The sequence below is a fragment of the Microbacterium testaceum genome, assembly GCF_001476655.1.
GTDB lineage: Bacteria > Actinomycetota > Actinomycetes > Actinomycetales > Microbacteriaceae > Microbacterium > Microbacterium testaceum_C.
Window position 1 is genome coordinate 1 of the sequence record NZ_LDRT01000223.1, and the last position, 580, is coordinate 580.

The 580-nt window shown below is 71.2% G+C and carries 1 protein-coding gene; it reads right to left on the reverse strand.

Annotated features, from left to right (window positions below; translation table 11 throughout):
* The coding region (locus tag NS220_RS18570) for a chloride channel protein (RefSeq protein ID WP_193755426.1) at positions 1-580 on the reverse strand (580 nt) is incomplete at both ends.

Genomic DNA, 580 nt, shown 5'->3' on the forward strand with positions numbered 1-580 from the left:
GTGAAGCCGGTATCGGTGAACTCGATGATCAAGGCGATCGCGGTGAAGGGTGCCCGCATGTTGGATGCCAGGAACGCCGCCGCCGCGACGATCGCGAGCGCCGTGCCGTCGGCGCCCGGCCAGATCAGCGCCCACCCGGCCGCGGCGGCCGCGCCCAGTGCCGCACCGATCGCGACCGAGGGCTGAAGGGTGCCGCCGATCGCGCCGGAACCCAGCGAGATCGTCGTCGCCACGTACTTCAGCAGAGCCAGCAGCAGCAAGAGAAGCGCGGGCTGCGAGAGGTCGAAGCCCGCGGTGGCCAGGGCGCGTCCGTTGCCGAGGATGAGCGGGAAGAACGCGCCCAGAAGACCCACCGCCGCGAAGGTGAGGGGCAGGACGACGAGGAGCCTCCAGCCCTTCGGGCGGAAGCGCCCGAGCGCCTTCGTCACGGTCGCGAAACTCGTCGCGCCCCAGCCCATGAGCGGTCCGATGAGGATCGCCGCGACGACGAGCGAAGCGTTCACCTCGAGGGCGGGCACCTGGTAGAGCGACCCGTCGCCGACGAGGGGGCGAGCGACGAACGTGGCGATCGCGCTGACCG